The organism is Kribbella sp. NPDC023972 (genome assembly GCF_040639075.1).
In the GTDB taxonomy this organism is placed as follows: Bacteria; Actinomycetota; Actinomycetes; order Propionibacteriales; family Kribbellaceae; genus Kribbella.
In genome coordinates, this window is the sequence record NZ_JBEZZH010000001.1 from 61,338 (window position 1) to 78,334 (window position 16,997).

Genomic DNA, 16,997 nt, shown 5'->3' on the forward strand with positions numbered 1-16,997 from the left:
GGGAGATGTGAGGGTGTGGGCATGGACCACTCGATCGGCGAGCTGGCCCGGCGGGCCGGGTTGAGCGTGAAGACGGTGCGGTACTACTCCGACCTCGGGCTGCTGGAGCCGCGTCGTACTGCCGCCGGCCACCGCCGGTACGACGCCGGCGCGGCGGCGCGGCTGGAGCTGATCCGGACGTTGCGGAGTCTGGGCATCGAGCTGGCGCAGGTGCGCGCGGTGCTCGAGCGGGAGCGGACGCTCGCCGACGTACTCACGGCACACGCCGAGGCCGTCGCCGTACAGATCCGGACGCTGCGGCTGCAGCACGCGGTGCTGTCGGTGGTCGCCCATCGTCACTCGACCCCGGAGGAGCGCGAACGTATGCACGAACTGACCGCCCGGTCCGCGCAGGAACGCCGTACCTTGATCGCGGACTTCCTGACCTCGACGCTCGGCGACGATCCGGACTGCGCCGCGATCCGGCAGAACCTGACCCCCGTGCTCCCCGACGACGCCGAACCCCGGCAGGTCGAAGCCTGGCTGGAGCTCGCGTCACTGGTCCAGGACGACACCTTCCGGTCCGCGGTACGGCGGATGGCCGCCGGCTACCGCGTGATCATGGCGGCGGCGCCGCTCCAGCACGATCCCGAGGTGCAGGGCCGGTTGATCGAGCTCCGGCGTACCGAAGCTGATCGCCGATGGGAGCGGTATCTGGAGTTGCTAGCAGTTGTGAACGGTTGGGCCGCGCCGTCACGGGTTGCGGGGTAGCGGCGCGTTCCAGCCGCGGCGGATCGCCAGCAGGCGGATGACGAAACAGGTGATCGCGCCGGAGATCGGCACCCACACGGCGTCGTACTCGAGTGCCGCCGCGACCACCACGATGCCGGCGCCGAGGAAGGCCGGGGTGGCGTAGATCTCGGACCGCAGGACTACGGGGACGCGGCCGCTGAGGATGTCGCGGATCACGCCGCCGCCGATACCGGAGATGGTCCCGAGCAGGGCGGCCGAGAGCGGTGACAGGCCGTACTCGATCGCTTTCCGCGCCCCGATCACACAGAACAACGCGAGGCCGGCCGCGTCGAAGATGTTCACCAGCCGCTCGAGCCGGCCGATACCGGGATGCAGGAAGAACGTGATCAGCCCGGCCGCGACCGGGACGACAAGGTAGCGCCAGTCCTCCAACGCGGCCGGCGGGGTCGCACCGATCAGTACATCCCGGATGAAGCCGCCACCGAGCCCGGTCACCAGCGCCAGCACCAGGATGCCGAACACATCGAGCTTCTTCCGTACGCCGACCAGCGCGCCGGTGATGCCGAACACGAAGATCCCGACCAGATCGAGCACATGCAGAGCCACAGCCGCACGGTAAACCACAGGCGGCACCGCCCCGCCGCGCTCTATCGTCTGTGGACATGACCGAGCGCAGCGAGGTCGTCATCAAGCACAGGCCGGCTCGTGCCTCGTCCGCGCCCGGAGCGAAGCGAGGACGCGGATGAGCAAAGCGCCGGACGTCGACTACACCGCAACCTCCCTGCGCCCGGACGGGAACACCCTCCCCCAAACACTCCGCGAGAACCTGGCCGTTGCCCTAGGCAGCGAAGTCGCCGAGCCCGGTCCGCCGGTCGGCTCAGGCTTCACTGGCGGCTTCGCAGGCCCGGTCCGGCTGGCCGACGGCCGCCGAGTCTTCATCAAGGCCGCTGACGACACCCTGCACCCCTACAGCGCCTACCAACGCGAGGCGGAGGTAGTCCCCCAGCTCCCACCGGAGCTCCGCATCCCCGCCATCCTGGCGACTGCTCACGCAGTCGACGAAGAAGGAACGTCGGGTGATGCCGAGCCGCGTGGCGCCCGACCCGGCGGCGAGGCGCCGGATGGTCGCACCGATCCGGCTCCCCCGCCCGATGGCGATCCCCGTCCCATCACTCCGGCTCCCCCGACCGATGGCGATCCCCGTCCCATCACTCCTTCTCCTCCGCCCGCCGAAGGCGGGCAGCGATGGTTCGCGGTGGTGTCGGAGTGGGTTGACGGGCGGATGCCCGGGAACCCGTGGACGGCGGTGGACTTCGAACTCGTGACCGCGACCTGCGAACGGATCGCGGAAGTGATGGACCCGAGTCCGTTGTCCGGGCTGGAGACGTTCTTCAGTGATATCGCCGGTGGTGATCCGTCGCCACTGGACATTCCGGGTCTGATCAACGCCGGCGACCTGCCGCTCCCTACTGGACTGCAGCCATGGGTCCCGCGGATCCTGCCCGAGCTGGCCGACCTCGTGCAGCTCGCGCCCGAGGCGTTCGCCGGGAGTACGGCGACGCACGGTGATCTGCGACCGGACAACCTCCTGATCGACACCGAGAGCGTCTGCTGGACTGTCGACTGGAACTGGCTGGCCCTGGGGCCGCGGTGGATGGACTGGGTGGGGTTACTGCCGGTGGCGCAGCACCACGGCATCGACACGGCCGCCGCGATCCGGCGCAGCCCGCTGACGGCCGGCGTACCGGGTGACCATCTCGACTGCTTCGTCGCGGTGGTGGCGGCGTACATGATGAAGAACACCGACGCGCCACCTCCGCTCGGTTGTACGCAGGCCGTCCGTGAGCACCAGCGGTTCTACGCCTGGACCTTCCTCGACTGGCTCGCGGTACGACGCAACTGGCTACCTTAGACACATGAACGAGCGAAGCGAGTTCATCATCCGACACAGCCTGCCAGTGCCTCATCGGCGCCCGGAGCGAAGCGAGGACGTCGATGAGTAAAGGGCCGGCCACGAGGTTCAAGGTCGAGGTGCTGGACGGCGAGCGGACGTCGCGGCGGGAGGACGTCGTCGTCACCGAGGAACCGCTCGAGCTGCGGCTGGAGTGGCCCGGCCGTCCGCCCGAGCCGCTGGTGGTGACGATGCGGACGCCCGGTTCGGACTTCGAGCTGGCGGCCGGGTTCTGTCTCGGTGAAGGGTTCGCGACCCGGCCGGACGCGATCAAGACCGTTGCCTACTGCACCGATGTGAAGCTGACCCGGGAGCAGCAGTTCAACACCGTCACCGTCACGTTCGACGGCCCGCCGGACCGGGAGCCTCCGCAGCGGTACGGCGTGACGTCGGCGGCCTGCGGTGTCTGCGGCCAGCAAAGCCTCGACGAACTGGCCGAGCGCGACTACGCCCCCGTCGACCCGGTCGAGGTGCCGGTCGACGTCGTACGACGCCTGCCGGACCTGCTGCGGGAAGGCCAGCCGATGTTCAGCCGGACGGGCGGGCTGCACGCGGCCGGCCTGTTCACCGCCGACGGCCGGAAGGTCGTGGTGAAGGAGGACGTCGGCCGGCACAACGCGGTCGACAAGGTGGTCGGGTGGACAGTCCTCAACAACCACAGCCGCACAGGCCTGGTCCTCACGGTCAGCGGGCGCGCCGGCTACGAGATCGTCCAGAAAGCGGTCGCCGCCGGGATCGGCATGATCGTCGCGGTCGGAGCTCCGTCCAGCCTGGCCGTCGAGCTGGCCCGTCGCTTCAACGTCACGATCGCCGGGTTCACCCGAGGCGACCGCTGCGTCGTGTACAGCGCGCCGGAACGGATCACCCGTCCAGTTTGATGAACGTTGCGCGCGGGACGTACTCGTAGCGGTCCGGCATGCAGGTCAGGATGATGATCTGGCCGTGGTCGCCGGCCCGGCCGAGGAGTGCGCCCATGTCGCGCAGCCGAGCCTTGTCGGACCAGCCGAGCGCGTCGTCGAAGATGACCGGCACACTGCCCTCGCCCGTGCTGACCAGATGGCTGATCGCGAGCCGCGTGATGATCGCCAGCTGCTCCTGCGCACCCGTCGACAGGGCCTCGACCGGCAGCCGCACACCATCCAGCTCGCGCTCCGACACCGCGAGGTCGTCGTCCAGCCACACCCGGAACGACGGCCCGTACACGCTCCGCCCGAGTGATTCGATCCGGCTCTGCAGTGGCTCGGAGTACTTCGTCTGCGCCTCGGCCCGATGCCGGCTCAGGGTCTCGAACACCCGCCGGGCCGCCTCAGCCCGGCGCCGCAGGCTCTCGTGCTCCGAACGTACGGCGGCCAACTCCAGCTCGGCCACATCGCGCCGAGTCGCCAACCCGTCCCGCCCCGACTGCTCCAGCCGGCCCTCGGTCGTCCGCAACGCGTCGCGCAAGGTGTCCCGCTCAGCCTGAAGCCGCCCGGCAACGGCCAGCGCGTCGGCCAGCTCACCGGCGACCTGATCGGCTCCGGCCGCATCGACCTGCTCCTGTACGGCGGTCAGCTCCTCGAGCACCGCCTCGACCTCAGTCGTCGCCTCCCCCTCAGCCGCTGCCACCGCCTCGTCGTCGAGGACCGCGCGTGCCGCCTCCAGCGCCTCGACAGCCGCAGCGACCCGCTCGGCCGCGATCTCCGATCGGGCCCGCGCGTTCTGTGCCTCGGACCGATCCTCGTCCGCCGCCTTCCGGGCCTGCGCCGCCGCGAACTCAGCGTCGCCCAGCAACCGCTCCACCTCGGCCAGCCCGGCGCGGGCCTCCTCCAGCGCGCGCTGCGCACCGGCGAGGTCACCGGGCTCAGCCGCCGGTAGCTCGAAGCCCTCGAACAGCGTGTCGAGCGGCGAAGCGAACTCCTCGAACAACGACATCTGCCCCGGCACACCTTCGACCGCCGGCTGCTTGTCGGAACTCTCCTCGGGTTCGTCCGTCCCGAGTCGGGCGGTCAGCACCGCGATCCGCTCCCCCGGATCCCCACCGGCCGTCAGCGAACGCTCGGTCCGCCGCGCCTCGTGCAGCTCGGCCGACGCCGTGGCCGCCTTCCGCAGCAGCTCCCGCGCCGCCGCGACGTCCTTCACCCCCGCCTTCTTCAGCAGGTCCTTCTCCCGCCGGACCGCGTCGTCCACCCGCGACCGCAGCGTCGCCGCTTCCCCACCGGCCCGGACGGTCACCTCGACCAGCCCTGGTACGCCGACCACCAGCTCACCGGAGACGAGCACCTCGGCCGATTCGTCGAAGCCCAGTTCGGCCGGCACCGCACCAGCAGCCGCATCCAGCCCGGTCCCGGACAACTCGACCGGCTCGGCGCCCAAGCGCCGTACGGACACCTCCGGCACGCCGGCTGCCAGCGCGGCGCGGGTCTCGACGACCGCCGCGTGCGCGTCCTCCAGCGCGGCAACCATCGCGTCGTCCACCTTGATCCGGTCCAGGATCGTGCCGGCCGCGGCGATCCGGGCCCGCACGTCGACCAACTCGGCCTGCTGGCCCAGCAGCCGGTCCAGCTCGGCGCGATCCATCAACTCCGAGACGCGGCGTTCCGCTTCCTGGACGTCGGTACGGCGGGCGTCCTTGAGCTCGACCACTTCGGCCAGCGCCGCCTCGGCCGCGTGCACGGTCTCGGCCGCCGTCTTGGCCACCGTCTCGGCGTCGGTACGCCGTGCGGCCAGCTCGGCCTCGATCCTGGTGAACCGTTCGACCTCGTCGAGCAGCCGTTCCCGCTCGACCCGGGTCCGGGTGTGGTTCTCCAACCGGGCGCGGGCCGTCTCGGCCCGGTGCCGCACTGAGTCACGGCGGAGCAGGATCTCGTCGGTCGCCTTCTTGCGTTCGCGCAGCTCCTCGACGGTCGTGAGGTGATCGTTCAGCCGACTGGTGACGTCCTCGAGGTCGAGGGCCAGCCGCTCGGCGCGCCGGATGTCCTGCTGGACCTCCTCCATCGCCCTGACCGCCTGGGCCGCGCTCAGCTCGGCGGCGGCGACCGCCTTCTCGGACTTCGCGAAGTCGCCGGTCGGCCGGCCGCCGCGGGTCCAGTAACGCAGGTACTCGTGCTCGACAGCTGTCACGAGTGGCATCGACGCCCCGTCGACCGGCGTACCGGACTCCGCTGTCACCGCGGTGATCAACGGCTCGGCATCGGCCGGTGTCGGCAGCACCAACGATTGCCCCTGGCTGACCATCAAGGTCTGCCACAACACCGGGTCGACATGGTCGTGGAACAGCCGCTCGGCCTCGTTGTGCGCCTCGCGTCCGGTCCAGGACTTACGCCGGCCGTCCGCGTCGACGATGGCGAGCTCGGTGGAGCGGTTCTTCAGCCAGCGCTTGGTGTAGGTCAGCTCGCGCCCGCCGAGGGTGAGCTCGACCGTCACCTCGGGACCGACGTCCTGGCCGACCGGCTGGATGTCGCGGATCCGGGTCGACTTCGAGTCGTCCGGCAGGTCGAAGATCAGGGCGAACGCCTCGACCAGGCTGGACTTGCCGACCTCGTTGTCGCCGACCACCACGGTGGTGCCGAGTGCGGGCAGCTGAACGGTACGGTCCGCGACGCCGCGGAAGTTCCGCAGCGTCAGACTGTGCAACCTCATCCCGCGTCCCGGGCCAGTCTGTGCATCAACGACAGCGCCGCGCCGGCGCCCTCGTCACCGGCGGCCAGCGCCTGCCGCAACTCCTCCATCGCCGCCCGGGCCGGCCCGCTCAGCTGCAACGCGTCCAGGTCGGCCGCATCCGGTGCCGGCCGGACGGTCCAGAACTTCGCCCACCGCTCGACACTCGCGAACACCTCGCCCTGGGCGTCGATCAGCATGTCCAGCCGGCTGTACAGCGGCAACGGCAGCGAACCGTCACCAGCCAGCCGCACGTAGGTCCGTTCCTTGTCCGGAAGCTCCGCGAACCAGTCCTCGAGCGCGTGCAGCGACTCCTCGTCGAAGAGCTCGACCCGGTGGTCGACCATGTGCCACGCGCCGACCCGCACCGGCTCGACCGCGAGGTCGCCGGCGCCGATCGTCACCTTGAGCACGTTGCCCGGATCGGTCTCCTCCGGAGTCGTCACCTCCTGCGTCCCGGAGAACCAGATCCGCTCGGTCACCTGGGTGGTCGAGTGCCGGTCACCCAGGCCCACGTAGTGCAGCCGCCCGTCGGCCACGGCCGCCTCCAGCGCGGCCTGGTCGATGGTCGGTACGTCGGACATGCCGCCACTGAGACTGGTCAGCTGACCATGCGCGAGCAGGATCCTCGTCGTACCGGCCGGGGCAGGCTTCAGCTCGGCGTACCCGGGAGCCGCCGGGTCCGACAGCGGGCGGCGCGAACGCCAGGGCGCGCCGACGATCTCGACACCGGGCAGGATCTCCAGCGGCTTCGTATCGGTCAGGACGGTCACGTGCTCGGGCGCGTGCGCCTGCCACTGCGCCGACGTCCACAGCGAACCGGGCTCCAGCGCGTCGTGGTTGCCGGGGAGCAGGACGACCGGGACCGGGATCCGCTTGAGCGCTTCACAAGCACGCAAGATGGTCTGCCGCTCGACCTGGTTGTGCTCGAACACGTCGCCGGTGACGACCACGAAGGCCGCTCCGGTGCTGGTTGCGACGTCACCGATCCGCGCGACAGCATCCAGCCGGGCCTGACCCCACCGGGCCTGACCGTCCGGCCCCAGGAACCGGCGCATCATCCCCAGCTGCCAGTCCGAACTGTGCAGAAACGTGATCGACTCTTCCATCGCGCTGAGAACGCTAACCCGACCCACCGACAACCGCCCAACCCAACACACCCCAACCGACACACCGCCCACACTCCGGACGCCCTCATTCCCCACCTTGAGAACCCCCCAACCACTTTTCCGGCCCCAAAGTGGTTGGTGGCTTCTCAAGGTGGGGTGAGAGGCTCGGCAGGTGGAGACGGAGAGGTTGAGGTTGCGTCGGTTCACGGGGGACGACGTGGAGCAGCTGGCAGGGCTGGATTCCGATCCCGAGGTGATGCGGTTCCTGACCGGGCAGGCGACGCCGCCGGAGGAGATCGCGAGCGTGGTCCTGCCGGCGATTCTCAAGGTGTACGACGAGCATCCGGGGCTGGGGACGTTTGCTGCTGAGCAGAAGTCCGATGGCGCGTTCATCGGGTGGTTCGGCCTGCAGCCGACGGCCGCGCCGGCCACAGTGGACGTCGGCTATCGGCTGAATCGGACAGCGTGGGGCAAGGGGTACGCGACCGAGGGAACCAAGGCACTGATCGACAAGGCGTTCGGCGAACTCGGGATGGAGCGGGTGGTTGCGGACACGATGGCGGTCAACCACCGGTCCCGCGCGGTGATGCGGCGGTCCGGGCTGCGGTTCGTGCGGATCTTCCACGAGCATTTCGACGACCCGCTGCCCGGCACCGAGTTCGGCGAGGTCGAGTACGCCATCGACCGCCGTACCTGGGAAGCTGGACGACGTGCCTGACGCTGAACGCCCGTACGCCGTCCTGGACATCGACGCGACGTTGTCCGACACCAGTGAGCGGATCCACTTCATCGAGAAGCGGCCGAAGGACTGGGACTCGTTCTTCGCACACGCCAAGGACGACGCCGTGCTCGACGAAGGGCTCGCGGTCGCGACCACACTGGCGGCCGACCACGAGATCGTCTACCTGACCGGCCGGCCCGAGCGGCTGCGGCGGGACACGCTGAGGTGGCTGAAGGACAACGGCTTCCCGGACGGCAAGGTCTACATGCGCGGCAACACCGACCGCCGCCCGTCAGTGACGATGAAACTCGGCCGGCTGAAAAGGCTGGCCGAGCAGCGTCCGGTCGCCGTGCTGGTCGACGACGACGTCAAGGTGTGCGCGGCCGCTGAGAAGGCCGGCTACACGGTGATGAGGGCCGACTGGGGACTCGACGCCGAGACCCAGCCGACCCTCTTCGAAGCCCAGGAAAAAGAGGGCCGCACCTAGCTACTTGCTCAGCCCGACGATCAAAACGTTCGGGTACGGCGGGTACGGCGGCAGGAAGAAGTTCTGCACCTTGGAGCCGTGCAGGAACGCGTTGCGGGCGTAGATCAGCGGGACCACCGGCGCGTCGGCCATGATCTGCTTGTCCACGGCTCCCCACAGACCGGCGGCCTTGGTCCGGTCCGACTCGGCGGTGGCCGCGGCGATCGCGCTGTCCACCGCCGGGTTGGAGTAGCGGGAGATGTTGTAGCCGCCGTTACCGGCCTCCGATGACGCGAACAGCGGCTGGATGTTGCCGATCGCGCTCGGGAAGTCCGGCAGCCAGCTCGACACGGTCAGGTCGAAGTCGGGCTTGTTCCCGGTGATCAGGTCGGTCAGCGGCTCGGTGTCCAGCGGCTTGATGGTGACCGTGATCCCGGCCCGCTTGAGGCCCTGCTGGATCGCCTGCGCCACGCTGAGACCGGTCGCGTTGTCGGCGGCCAGGACCAGGTTGAGGTTGCTCACCCCGGCCGCGGCGAGCATCGACTTGGCCTTCTCCGGGTCGCCCTGCGGCGGAGCCTGGTACAGGTCGTACTTCTGGTAGCCCTCGATGCCCGGCGTGATCAGCGTCGTCGCGATCTCACCGCCGTACTCCGGTCCACCCTCGGCAACCTGGACGGCCTGCTTGTCGACGGCGTACTGGATCGCCTTGCGGACCTCGGGATTGGCCAGCGCCGGGCGCTTGGTGTTCATCGCCAGGTACTGCAACGCACCGGACGGCGACGTTGCTACGCGGGCCTTGACGGCCGGGTTGCCCGACACGGTCGGGATCAGCGCGGCCGGCACCGAGACACCGGTGGCCGCGGCGAACTTGTCGTCACCGGCGTCCGCGATCAGCCGCTGGTTGACCACGTCGGCCTGCAGGCCCATGTCGATCACGATCGCGTCCGGCAGGCCGGTCCGGGCCTCGTCGGTCGACTTGTCCCAGTTCGGGTTGCGTTCCAGCTCGAGCTTCGAACCGGGCGCGTACGACTTCACCTGGTACGGGCCGCTTGCGACCGGGTCCTCGCCGTAGTGAGCCGGGTCGGTGTCGGCCTTCTTCGGCACCGGCGAGAAGGCCGGCATGCTGACCACCCAGGGCCAGTCGCCGAACGGCTTGTTCAGCTTGAAGACGATCGTCGTGTCGTCCGGCGTCTCGATCGACGCCAGCTGGGCGCCCTTGTACGGGCCGGTGTACTTGTCCCCGCCGACGAGCAGCGACTTGTGGTAGCCGAGGCCGCCGGACAGCTCCGGTGCGAACGACCGCTCCACGCCGTACTTGATGTCGGCGGCAACGATCGGCGAACCGTCGGCGTACTTGAGACCCGGCTTCAGCTTGTACGTCCAGGTCTTACCGCCGTCGCTGACCTGACCGGTGTCGGCGGCCAGGTCCGGGACGAGCTCGGCCGCCTTGTCCGGCGAGGTCTTCCACGAGGTCAGGCCGCGCAGCACCAGGTGGATCGTGCTCGTGCCCAGGTTCTGGCTCTTGGCCGGGTCGAGGCTGATCTCCTTGCTGGTGCTGAGGACGTGGAACGTGCCGCCCGCCTCAGCGGCCGCGGTGCTGCCACCAGCCGCGGGGGGCTGGTTGTTGGCGTTGCAGGCGGCCGCCGCCAGCGCCAACGCGGCCGCAACCGCGACCGCTCGGGTAATCCGCTTCATATTGTCCTCTCAGAGGTGGGGAGCTCAGGGAAGTAGCAGGCGGCCCGATGCTCCGTACTGCCCTCAACTGGCTCAAGCACCGGCCGTTTCGTTGCGCAGACGTCCTCGGCCTTGTAACACCGGGTCCGGAACGGACAGCCGGACGGCGGGTCGATCGGCGTCGGCACATCGCCCGACAACACGATCCGATCGCGGACGCCGCCGGGCGCGGGCACGGGCACGGCGGACAGCAAAGCCTTGGTGTAGGGGTGCGCGGGAGCCGAGTACACCTCGGCCGCCGGGCCCTCTTCCACGATCGTGCCGAGGTACATGACGGCCACCCGGCTCGCCACCTGTCGTACGACGGCCAGATCGTGAGCGACGAGCACATACGACAGGCCGAGCTCGTCGCGGAGGTCGGCGAGCAGGTTCAGCACCTGCGCCTGCACGGACACGTCGAGTGCGGAGACCGGTTCGTCACAGACGAGCAGATCAGGCTTCACCGACAGGGCCCGCGCGATACCGATGCGCTGACGTTGACCGCCGGAGAACTCGTGTGGATAGCGCTCGAGGTGTTCTTCGGCCAGGCCGACCTGCTCCAGCAGTTCCACCAGCTGTGCCCGGGTCGGGCGGACGCCCTGCGCGCGGAACGGCGTGGTGAGGATCGTGCCGACCGACTGGCGCGGGTTCAGCGATGCCTGCGGATCCTGGAACACCATCTGGATCTTGCGCCGGACCGGCCGCAACCTGCGCCCACTCATCCTGGTCACGTCCGTACCGCCGATCGCGACCTTGCCGGACGTCGGGTCGAGGAGCCGGGTCGCGACCCGGGCCAGCGTCGACTTGCCGGACCCGGACTCGCCGACCAGTCCGACCGTCTCGCCTTTGCGGACGACGAAGTCGACACCGTCGACGGCCTTGACCGCCCTGTTCTCGCGCCACGGCGCGCCGCGCACACCGAAGTACTTCCGCACTCCTTCGAGACGGAGCAGTTCGTCAGACATCGGACGGCCTCCGACCCAGGTGGCAGGCTGCCTCGTGATCGCCTTCGCCAGGTCGCGGCGTCAGCTCTGGTCGCTCGGTGACGCAGCGCTCGCCGACCCGTTCGGTGTAGGCGCACCGCGGCTGGAACGGGCACCCGGTGGTGATCGAGCCGGGCGACGGCGGACTGCCCGGGATCGTGGTCAGCCGCGGCTTGGGCGGAACGTCGACCCGCGGCATCGCACCGAGAAGCCCCAGGCTGTACGGATGCGCCGCGCGCTGGAACAGGTCGCGGACCGTACCTCGCTCGGCCGCGCGTCCGGCGTACATGACCAGGACGTCGTCCGCCGCCTCCGCGACCACTCCGAGATCGTGCGAGATCAGGACGAGCGCCGTACCGAACTCCGACTGGACGTCCTCGAGCAAGCGCATGATCTGCGCCTGCACGGTGACGTCGAGCGCGGTGGTCGGCTCGTCCGCGATCAGCACCTTCGGGTTGTTCACCAAGGCCATAGCAATCACGACCCGCTGCCGCATTCCCCCGGAGAACTCGTGCGGGTAGCTGTTCGCCCGCCGGGCCGCGTCCGGGATGCCGACCAGGTCGAGCATCTCGACCGCACGCCGGCGGGCTTCCTTCTTGGACACGTCGTGGTGCAGGCGGTACGCCTCCGCGACCTGCCAACCGACGCTGTAGTACGGATTCAGCGCGGACAACGCGTCCTGGAAAACGAGCGCGATGTCGTTACCGCGGACCTTGCGGAGTTCCTCATTGGACAGGCCGATGAGCTCACGGCCGTCCAGCAGCACCTCACCCTTGACGTCGGCGTTCGACGGCAGCAGGCCCATCACGGCGGCGGAGCTGACGCTCTTGCCGGAGCCGGACTCGCCAACGATCGCGAGCGTCTTGCCGGGCGCGACCGCGAGGTCGATACCGCCGACGGCCGGGACCAGGCCGTTCTCGGTCCGGAAGGTCACGTGCAGGTCGTGCACCTCGAGCACCGGCCGGTCAGCCATGGCTCACCCTCGGGTCGAGCAGGCCATGCACGATGTCCACCACCAGGTTCGCGAGGATGATCAGGAACGCCGAGAACAGCGTCGTGCCGACGACGACGGCGACATCGAGCTGGCCGACCGCGCTGATCAGCAGCTCGCCGAGGCCCTGCATGCTGAACACCTTCTCGGTCAGGATCGCGCCGCCGAGCAGACCGCCGAGGTCGAGGCCGAACAGCGTCACGATCGGCACCAGCGCGCCACGCAGCCCATGGGTCAGGACCACCCGCGCCTCCCCCGCCCCCTTCGCTCGCGCGGTGGTGACGTGGTCGAGGTTCAGCTCCTCGAGCATCTGCGCCCGGGTGAGCCGGATGTACGCCGCCCCGTGCAGCAACGCCAGCACGAGCCAGGGTGTGACCAGGTGCCAGGCCCAGTCGACCGGGCTCTCGATGAGCGGGACGTATCCGTTGACCGGGACCATGTTGAGCCAGAACCCGAACACCAGGATGGCCAGCAGGCCGACCAGGAACGACGGCGACGCGACTCCGATCAACGCCGAGCCGACGGCCAGCCGGTCCAGGAGTTTGCCCCGCTTGAGCGCGGCGACGACACCGAGGGACACACCGATGACCAACCAGAGCACCGCGGCACCGAGCGCGATCGACGCGGTGATCGGCAGCCGTTCGAAGATCAGCGTGGTGACCGGCCGGGCCAGCGGGAACGAGTAGCCGAAGCAGGGCGCGTTGCACTGCACGGCCGCCGCACCCTCGCCGAAGGTCCGGCCGGCGAAGATGCCCTTGAGGAAGTTCAGGTACTGCTGGATCGTGCTCTGGTCCAACTGCATGAAGTGCCGCGCCTGCTCCAGGCGGTCCGGCGTACAAGGCTTGCCGCAGGCGAGGTGGGCCGGGTCCGCGGGCAGCGCGTAGAAGATCAGGTACACAGCGAGGCTCAACGCGAGCATCACGAGTACGGCGGCGGCGAGACGTCGTACGACGAACCACGCGAGGTCGGGCATCAGTTGGCCCTCCTCAGCCGTACGTCGAACGCGTCGCGGACGCCGTCACCGAGCAGAGTGAACCCGAGTACGGCGAGGAACAGCGCGGCACCGGGGAACGCCAGGAACCACGGGTCGGCGCCGGTGTAGACCCAGGCGATCGAGTCCGAGATGGACCGGCCGAGACTCGGTGTCGGTGGTGGTACACCGACACCGAGGAACGACAGTGCGGCCTCCGCGGTGATGTAGCCGGGGATGGCCAGCGTCGCGACGACGAGCACCGGGCCGAGGAGATTCGGCAGCAGCTCGCGGGTGATCACATGCCAGCCGGACGAGCCCACGCTGCGGGCGGCCTCGACGAACTCGCGGGTGACCAGGGACTTGGCCTGGTTGCGGATCAGCCGCGCGAGGGTCGCCCAGCCGAACACGCTGAGCACCAGGATCAGCAGCAGCCAACGCGGGAAGCCGGCCGGGACGATGATGCCGAGGGCAATCATGAAGACCAGCTGCGGGAAGCCGAAGAGGAAGTCGATCAGTCGCGACACGACGGCGTCGTACCAGCCGCCGAAGTACGCCGCGCTGATCCCGACCAAGGTGCCGACGATCGTGGTGACGACCGTCGCGGTGACCGCGATGAACAGCGAGGTCCGCAGGCCGAGCACCACGATCGAGAACAGATCGCGTCCGGTCAACGGCTCCACGCCGAACCAGTGGTCGCCGCTGACTCCGCCCATCGCGCCCTTCGGGGCGTTGCCGCGGGCGGGATCGAGGAGATCGATGTGGTACGTGTACGCGTCCTGTCCCGCCAGCCTGACCAGCAACGGCGCCGCGGCCGCGACCACGATCAGCCCGGCCACGAGGACGACACCGACGCGCGCACTCCGATCCCGCCGTACCCGGCGCATCGCCTGCCGGGTCGGCGACACGGCCTCGACGACCGACGAACTCACAAGCACTCCCCACAGATCGAAACACGCGGCCGACAAACGGTAGGCCGCATCCTCCCACCAGCCAGGTCCCATCCCGAATTCCGAGAATCCCAACCCAAGAACTCGAGATTCGTGCACCCGCCATCGCACGGGCTGTGTTTGATATAGTGAACGCATGGTTCAGCAGATTGCTCCAGCCGTCCAGCACTCCATCTACCTCGAGGACAGCTATCTGACCGAGGTGGTGACTCGGGTCGTGGCCGTCAGGGACGACGCGGTCGCCGTACGGGAGAACGTGTTTCACCCACAGGGCGGTGGGCAACCAGCGGACCGCGCGTGGGTCGGTGAGTGTGAGGGGGTGCCGTCCCGAGGTGATGACGGGCTGGTCTATCTGGTGACCTCGGAGCCGAGCGGATTGAGTGAAGGCGACGTCGTACGGGCGCGGGTGGATGCTGAGCTTCGGTTGCTGCATGCGGCTCTGCACACGGCGGGGCATGTGGTGGACGGGGTTGCCCGCGCCGAGGGGTGGACGTGGGCCGGGAACAACCACTTCCCGGGACAAGCCCGGATCGAGTTCACTTGCCCAGAGCCCGAGCTCGCGGATGCGGCAGAACGGCTCCAGGCTGGAGTGGATGCGGCACTCGCGGCCGATCTGGCGGTGACCGCAGTCGAGCGCGACGGACTTCGGGTTGTGCGGGTCGGGGACCTGCACGAGGCGCCGTGTGGCGGGACGCACGTACGCAGCCTCGCGGATCTGGCCAGCGTGACCGTCACCGGTGTGAAGGTGAAAAAGGGACGCATTCGGGTGTCTTACACGGCGACGCATCGGCCGCTGCGATGACGCGGTCTGTCAGCAGTGCGGCCGCAGCGGCAGGTCTGCAAGTACTGCGGAGACGTCAGCAGCGCGGGATGAGTCAGGCGGAGCTAGCCCGGCGGACTGGGCTCAGCAAGGCGACGCTCTCCCAGCTCGAAGCCGGTGCGAGCAATCCGACGATCGACACGCTCGACGCGATCGCCGTTGCGCTGGCACTCCCCCTCACCGACCTCCTCACCCGTCCGGCAGACTCCGGAACGCTGCACCTGCAGGCGACCGCGGCCGAGTCCGACGGCCCCACCCGGGAACTGCTTCGGCGGATCAGCGGCGGCAACAGCCTGGAGATCTGGCGACTCCGCCTGCCGCCAAACACCTCGGTCGAAGGCGTCCCCCACGCTCCCGGCACCAACGAGCACCTGCTGGTCGCCGCCGGCCGGCTGACCGCCGGACCATCCGGTGACCTCCGGCAACTCGGCCACGGTGACCTGCTGGCGTTCGCCGGCGACGCACCGCACAGCTACCACACCAGCGACACCTCAGCCGACGTCACCGTCGTCATCGCCTCCCCTGTCCAGGCCTGAAACCCACTGGAGTCGAGCGACCGGCCGCCGGACACTGTGGTGATGGACGCGGCGGAGGTTGCACAACGGTTGGTGGCTGAGGAGTACCCAGGCGCCCGGGCGGCGTGGCTGGGTGGCAGCGTGGTGCGGGGTGACGCGTCGTCGACGTCCGACCTGGACATCACCGTGCTGCTCAGCGGACCACCGGCGCCGATGCGGCGGTCGCTCGAGTACGGCGGTTGGCCGGTCGAACTGTTCGTGCACACCGAGGACTCGCTCGCGTACTTCTGCGACAAGGACCGCCAACGGTGGCAGCCGACCATGATGCGCCTCGTCGGCGAGTCGATCGTGTTGCTCGACACCGACGGATCCGGAGCACGGTTGCAGCAGGCGTGCCACGAAGAAGTCGTGGCCGGCCCGCGGGCGTTGACGACCGCTGAGCTCGATCTGCTCCGCTACACGATCACCTGCCTCCTGGACGACCTCACTGACGCCGCGACTGCCGACGTACGCACGGCCATCGCGTCAGTCCTCTGGCAGGACGCGGCCAGGCTCCTACTCACCGGATCGCAGCACTGGTCGGGCACTGGCAAGGGAATGCTGCGGGAGCTCACGGCGTACGACGAGCGGCACGGGACCGACCACGCCCATGCTCTGCTCGCCGGCGTACGCGACCCGGATGCACTGGTCGAGGAGGTGGACGGCATCCTCGACGCGCACGGTGGGCGGCTGTTCGCGGGGTTCGAACTGGCCGCTCAGCCCGTGTGACTCCTACTCCGCGTCGATCAGTTGCCAGTCGCGGCGCTTGGGCAGCACGCGTACGGCGATCACCGCGACCAGCGCACCGAGCAGGAAACCGGGGATGGTCCAGCGCCAGCCGGTGAACACGCTGGTCGAGGCAGCCTGGGTCTGCGCTGAGGGCTCGGACGCCTGAGCCGGTGGTTCGGACGCCGGAGCCTCTCCGGATTGGCCGCCGATGAAGGTCGGACCGCCCGACCAGGACTCACCGCTGCGTTCGCCGGAGAGCAGTTGCAGGGAGCCGAGCAGCTTCAGCAGCCCCACGCGGTCGCTCGGCGTGTGCCAGGTGGGCTTCTCCGGCAGCGTGGAGCCATCCATCGACGCCGTGGTAGCGATCCACGGACCGCCGGGGGCGTCCGGATAGATGACGTCGATGCGCCAGACCGACATGTCGTGGATCAGCCAGGTGGCACGGACGAAACGGCCGACGTCATGCGGCTCCTCGCCGACCGCGTCGCGCGATCCACTGACCTCGGTCAGCCGCTGGAGTTCGGCGTACCGCTTGTCGTCGTAGCCGACGGCAACCACCTTGGGCGGGCTGCTGAGCAGCACACTCGTCGGCCCCCCGGCCTGGGCAGGGGCGGCTCCGAGAGCCGCGACGGCGAGCATAACGACGAACAGAGCAAGAGTACGGCGGATCAT

17 protein-coding genes are annotated in these 16,997 nt (G+C 69.3%); 8 read left to right on the plus strand and 9 right to left on the minus strand.

Annotated elements, in window-relative coordinates:
* Positions 1-21: 21 nt before the first annotated feature.
* A complete protein-coding gene (locus AB0F43_RS00265; protein WP_360468582.1) occupies positions 22-750 on the plus strand; it encodes a MerR family transcriptional regulator in 729 nt (242 codons plus the stop codon).
* Here the strand turns inward: AB0F43_RS00265 and AB0F43_RS00270 are convergent.
* Positions 733-1,338, minus strand: coding sequence for a trimeric intracellular cation channel family protein (locus AB0F43_RS00270; RefSeq protein ID WP_360468584.1), 606 nt, complete (start codon positions 1,336-1,338; stop codon positions 733-735). The genes AB0F43_RS00265 and AB0F43_RS00270 overlap by 18 nt on opposite strands.
* A gap of 136 nt (positions 1,339-1,474) precedes the next feature.
* Here AB0F43_RS00270 and AB0F43_RS00275 point away from each other — a divergent pair, with 136 nt between their 5' ends.
* Positions 1,475-2,644 carry an aminoglycoside phosphotransferase gene (locus tag AB0F43_RS00275; RefSeq protein WP_360468586.1) on the plus strand — a complete coding sequence of 390 codons (1,170 nt, stop codon included), beginning with the start codon at positions 1,475-1,477 and terminating at the stop codon, positions 2,642-2,644.
* A gap of 83 nt (positions 2,645-2,727) precedes the next feature.
* On the plus strand, positions 2,728-3,561 hold the full coding sequence (gene fdhD, locus AB0F43_RS00280; protein ID WP_360468588.1) for a formate dehydrogenase accessory sulfurtransferase FdhD: 834 nt from the start codon (positions 2,728-2,730) through the stop codon (positions 3,559-3,561).
* Here the strand turns inward: fdhD and AB0F43_RS00285 are convergent.
* Both AB0F43_RS00285 and AB0F43_RS00290 read right to left on the minus strand, forming a co-directional pair.
* Positions 3,545-6,301: an AAA family ATPase gene (locus AB0F43_RS00285; RefSeq protein ID WP_360468590.1), complete on the minus strand. Its 2,757-nt coding sequence runs from the start codon at positions 6,299-6,301 to the stop codon at positions 3,545-3,547. The two genes, fdhD and AB0F43_RS00285, sit on opposite strands and share 17 nt — an antisense overlap.
* Positions 6,298-7,428 carry a DNA repair exonuclease gene (locus AB0F43_RS00290; RefSeq protein ID WP_360468592.1) on the minus strand — a complete coding sequence of 377 codons (1,131 nt, stop codon included), beginning with the start codon at positions 7,426-7,428 and terminating at the stop codon, positions 6,298-6,300. The genes AB0F43_RS00285 and AB0F43_RS00290 overlap by 4 nt, the downstream gene beginning before the upstream one ends.
* 172 nt (positions 7,429-7,600) lie before the next feature.
* On the opposite strand from AB0F43_RS00290, the gene AB0F43_RS00295 reads away from it, so the two are divergent.
* Together AB0F43_RS00295 and AB0F43_RS00300 are read left to right on the plus strand one after the other, a co-directional pair.
* Positions 7,601-8,146 carry a GNAT family N-acetyltransferase gene (locus AB0F43_RS00295; protein WP_360468594.1) on the plus strand — a complete coding sequence of 182 codons (546 nt, stop codon included), beginning with the start codon at positions 7,601-7,603 and terminating at the stop codon, positions 8,144-8,146.
* Positions 8,139-8,636 (plus strand): HAD family acid phosphatase, encoded by a 498-nt coding sequence (locus AB0F43_RS00300; protein ID WP_360468596.1) that lies wholly within the window; start codon positions 8,139-8,141, stop codon positions 8,634-8,636. The genes AB0F43_RS00295 and AB0F43_RS00300 overlap by 8 nt, the downstream gene beginning before the upstream one ends.
* Here the strand turns inward: AB0F43_RS00300 and AB0F43_RS00305 are convergent, their stop codons facing one another.
* Genes AB0F43_RS00305 through AB0F43_RS00325 form a run of 5 tightly spaced genes read right to left on the minus strand, consistent with a single transcriptional unit; the run spans position 8,637 to position 14,204 of the window.
* Positions 8,637-10,310: an ABC transporter substrate-binding protein gene (locus AB0F43_RS00305; protein ID WP_360468598.1), complete on the minus strand. Its 1,674-nt coding sequence runs from the start codon at positions 10,308-10,310 to the stop codon at positions 8,637-8,639.
* On the minus strand, positions 10,307-11,293 hold the full coding sequence (locus AB0F43_RS00310; protein ID WP_360468600.1) for an ABC transporter ATP-binding protein: 987 nt from the start codon (positions 11,291-11,293) through the stop codon (positions 10,307-10,309). Before AB0F43_RS00310 ends, AB0F43_RS00305 begins: the two co-directional genes overlap by 4 nt.
* Positions 11,286-12,284 (minus strand): ABC transporter ATP-binding protein, encoded by a 999-nt coding sequence (locus AB0F43_RS00315; protein ID WP_360468602.1) that lies wholly within the window; start codon positions 12,282-12,284, stop codon positions 11,286-11,288. Before AB0F43_RS00315 ends, AB0F43_RS00310 begins: the two co-directional genes overlap by 8 nt.
* Complete coding sequence (locus AB0F43_RS00320; protein ID WP_360468604.1) at positions 12,277-13,275, minus strand: ABC transporter permease; 999 nt, start codon at positions 13,273-13,275, stop codon at positions 12,277-12,279. Before AB0F43_RS00320 ends, AB0F43_RS00315 begins: the two co-directional genes overlap by 8 nt.
* Entirely contained in the window at positions 13,275-14,204 is a 930-nt protein-coding gene (locus AB0F43_RS00325) for an ABC transporter permease (protein ID WP_360468606.1), read from the minus strand. The genes AB0F43_RS00320 and AB0F43_RS00325 overlap by 1 nt, the downstream gene beginning before the upstream one ends.
* A gap of 154 nt (positions 14,205-14,358) precedes the next feature.
* Here AB0F43_RS00325 and AB0F43_RS00330 point away from each other — a divergent pair, with 154 nt between their 5' ends.
* The 3 genes from AB0F43_RS00330 to AB0F43_RS00340 are packed head-to-tail and all read left to right on the plus strand — an operon-like array spanning position 14,359 to position 16,325.
* Positions 14,359-15,024 carry an alanyl-tRNA editing protein gene (locus AB0F43_RS00330; protein WP_360468608.1) on the plus strand — a complete coding sequence of 222 codons (666 nt, stop codon included), beginning with the start codon at positions 14,359-14,361 and terminating at the stop codon, positions 15,022-15,024.
* Positions 15,021-15,578: an XRE family transcriptional regulator gene (locus AB0F43_RS00335; protein ID WP_360468610.1), complete on the plus strand. Its 558-nt coding sequence runs from the start codon at positions 15,021-15,023 to the stop codon at positions 15,576-15,578. Before AB0F43_RS00330 ends, AB0F43_RS00335 begins: the two co-directional genes overlap by 4 nt.
* 42 nt (positions 15,579-15,620) lie before the next feature.
* Complete coding sequence (locus tag AB0F43_RS00340; protein WP_360468612.1) at positions 15,621-16,325, plus strand: nucleotidyltransferase domain-containing protein; 705 nt, start codon at positions 15,621-15,623, stop codon at positions 16,323-16,325.
* 3 nt (positions 16,326-16,328) lie between these two features.
* On the opposite strand, the gene AB0F43_RS00345 is transcribed toward AB0F43_RS00340, so the two are convergent.
* Complete coding sequence (locus AB0F43_RS00345) at positions 16,329-16,997, minus strand: hypothetical protein (protein WP_360468613.1); 669 nt, start codon at positions 16,995-16,997, stop codon at positions 16,329-16,331.